Raw genomic sequence first — 3,202 nt, 5'->3', positions numbered from 1 at the left:
CCCAGCGGCGCGCCGACGCCGCCGACCACCTGCGGCACGTGGCCGGTGCCCGGATCGATCTGCTGGTACTGAGTCGGCACGCTGCCGGCGGTCAGCACCGCCTGCGCGGTGCCGGCCTGGATCTGGGACGCAGTGGCGCTGCTGCCATCGGGTGGCGATGCGATTGCCAACCGTGGTGCCAGCGGCCTGCGCGCTGCGGGATGGGCAGCGCCGCGCCCTTGGTGGCGTTGGAGGTGACGCCGCCGTTGCTGCGGCTGTCGCTGCCGAGACGAAGGTGCCGCCCAACACTCGGCGGAAGTCGCAGTTGCTGGTGATGTCAGCGCTAGCGTGGTGGTGTGAGCGCGGAAGAACTGAACACCGATCCATCACTCGGAACAGCTCGACAAAACTTACAACTGATATTCGACGAAGACCGCGCACCAATGAGTGCGCCATGAACACCCGCTGCATAGTTGGGTTGGCAGGCACATAAAACCACGGAAAAAAATTCTATCTGATAGAACCATCATTAATATCAGTTAAAATTATTTTTGCTTTGTTTAACGCTGAAATAAAAATATCAAGATCTACAGTTATCCTCCCATCCTCTTTTGAAGAATAAATTTCCACCACACATTCTTTTCGAATTGAACACATGGAAACTTCTGCCAATAAATAGTTGTCACGCCATAGTTCTACGATCAAATTCTCACGATCCAGAACACTAGCGATCTCTACACTAATAGTCATTCATTAGGCTCCAGCAGTCCAATAAGTTTTCCATTACTATCAATTCTAACCCCACGTCCAGCGGGAACTCTTATATCAACGATACTACCTGCGGCACCTGGCCGGTACCTGGGTAGATCTGCTGAATTTAAGGTGCATCAATAAAGTTAATTTAAAACATTTATTAAAGTAAATTTTTCAACAACAAAGAATACACGGATTGTGTGGGGAAGCCTAAACAATCCGAGATTTTGGAACTACTAATAAGCGCCTGTTTCCATTGGCTCTAAATTTCGATGCAGTGGCTTCTCAAATATTCCCTAAAGATTTTTCCGAATAACGTGGATCTTCACGCATAAGTCTTAGAACTTCCGACCAATTCCAGAGTATCCCTGGAATATGGCTAAAAGGCACACTTCTTCCACGCTCGGATTCGGGAAATTGTTCCATGGCTTTTTTGCAATGTGCATAAAAAACATTAAAGCAACTTGCCCCAACGTCTCCGAGAACAATAAAACTCTGCCCCTCTTCATCAAGGGAATTATAAATTTCTTTCATACAGTCTAATTGACTGGCTGGGAACATTTCCCTGGTCGACTCAACTATACAGTCAAAAACACCACCACTAGTTCCCCAGCCATTGCCTTGGTTAATCGATATATACATTCCCATATTCTCACCTTTACCTTATTATAAGAATTTTATCTTTCTGGCTTTGGCTAAATTTTTCTATCCATGCATTGACTATTTCCTGATTTTTTGGGGTTAAATTCCTATAGTCAAGAGGCACGATGTCCGCTTTTTCTAAGTGCTTTACGAGCTGCTCATAATTTGCCTTATAGTTTTTTTCAAAAAATTGATTGGTTTTCCCGGACCTACTGGAATCCGTCCACATAAAATCAACCGTCTTGCCGCTATAAGGCCCGCTTGTAAAAACAAAGTCAGGATTTTTTTCCCCGAGAGTTGGCTCTACTCGGGTTAATGTACCGCCAAATGTATTCTCAAGTTGAACTGCAGCCTCTCCCTCGTGCAATGCCAATTTCGCCTTATCTGGATCTCTGGCAAGCTCTAGAATACGGCCACGATTTATTGATTGGACGGGATTGATCGCATTAAGTCCATTTTCCGAATCCCTAAAAATTGGAGTTAATGCTGTTCCTAGGCTATCGCCAGAAGATCTTTCCCCCGCGTTACCAGCCGCCTCGGCAACCTCTCTAAGTCCCGTTCTTGCCGCGGTGCTCCCACCCCATGTCAAGGCCATTTCCGTAAGAGTGACTACTGACATGAAACGTGCATCGAAGGCAGCCGTGCCCGACACTGACTCGCCAGTGAAATAGTTGGTGGCGAGTCCGCTATTAAAGACGTCCTGCCATCCGGCGACAGTATCACCGGCCCCTTTTAGGACACCCGGCAAGAGCGCTGCCCCAGGGACAAGGGCATACATGCCACCTGGCATATTGTCCAGCGCGCTATAGAGTTTCTGCCCATTAGTCGGGAATGTGCGGGACACCGTGCTATCAGGGATGGCGTCCTCTGGACCGCCCACGCCGTTGGCAGCCCAGTAGCTCGCCATTAGTTGGTCGAATCGCTCCTGCGAGTGCTGACCTCCTTCCGCGTCCATCTGGGCGTTCACCAGCGCGACCTGAGCGGCATAACCTTCGTCTCGGGTCTTATCCAACTTGACAAGTTCTTCCAGCAGTTGGCAGGCAAGTGGATTTTGGGGACCACATTCAGCCTGAACTTCTTTCTTAAGCTCGTTTTCGTCTGCCTTCAGCCAGTTGTTCTCCACCGCATTGCGCGCGATCGCGCTGCCGACCGCTACGTCATTCAAGCTTCCCCCGGTCATTCCGCCGACCAACGCACCGACCGCCTGCGACAACGCCAGGATCGTCTGCTTGTCCTGCTCGGATAGATCGCTCGGCTTGGTGTCGGCGCCATAGAGCGTCTTGGTCAGGTATTGCGCTGCAGCTTCGCCACCCGCTCCAGTAAGTGCACCGCCTACGGCGGAACTTCCATTTGCCTCGGCCAACACCGCACCCAGCAGCGCGTGCGACAGCAACTGCAGCGACTTGTTCGGATCGCTGCCATGGTTGGCGTCGAAGGTCTGCCCGATCAGTTGCGCCGCGTACGGCGCTATCGCATTGCTCGCCACCTGCGTGCCGCCCTGGCCTGACACGCCACCAACCAGTGCGGTCGTCACTGCTTGCAAGGCACGGTTGTATTCGCCCCCCGTGCCCCATTGCTTTTCTTTGGCGTAAGCGTCGCTGTAAGCCGTGCTCTGACTAAGCAGCACGTTCTGCTGCGCCGTCGGGTCCAGCTTTGCGAATGCCTCTTGCTCATCGCTATTGAGGCCTTTCAGGTAGGCATCGCGCGCCTCGGCAGTCTTCTTCGCCGCACTGGCCGCGATGTCGCCAGCCACTTGGCGGCTGGTCTCCAGGACTGTCCCGGCCGCCGCACCCATCGCCTGCTGCTCGGCCAGCACCTTGCGCACGTC

General features: G+C 52.3%; 3 protein-coding genes. All 3 read right to left on the bottom strand.

The features are described 5' to 3' along the window. Positions 1–489: 489 nt before the first annotated feature. A complete protein-coding gene (locus tag D588_RS27775; RefSeq protein ID WP_148828870.1) occupies positions 490–729 on the bottom strand; it encodes a hypothetical protein in 240 nt (79 codons plus the stop codon). Between the two features lie 288 nt (positions 730–1,017). After that, complete coding sequence (locus D588_RS27770; RefSeq protein ID WP_148828871.1) at positions 1,018–1,374, bottom strand: hypothetical protein; 357 nt, start codon at positions 1,372–1,374, stop codon at positions 1,018–1,020. A 16-nt stretch (positions 1,375–1,390) separates the two neighbouring features. Then, a partial coding sequence (locus D588_RS26540) for a VENN motif pre-toxin domain-containing protein (protein WP_198526743.1) occupies positions 1,391–3,202 on the bottom strand: 1,812 nt, incomplete at its 5' end.

It is taken from the genome of Xanthomonas sp. SHU 308, from assembly GCF_000364645.1.
In the GTDB taxonomy this organism is placed as follows: Bacteria; Pseudomonadota; Gammaproteobacteria; order Xanthomonadales; family Xanthomonadaceae; genus Xanthomonas_A; species Xanthomonas_A sontii.
Note: the sequence above shows the minus strand (reverse complement) of the source record. Positions and strands in the feature narration are given on the sequence as shown.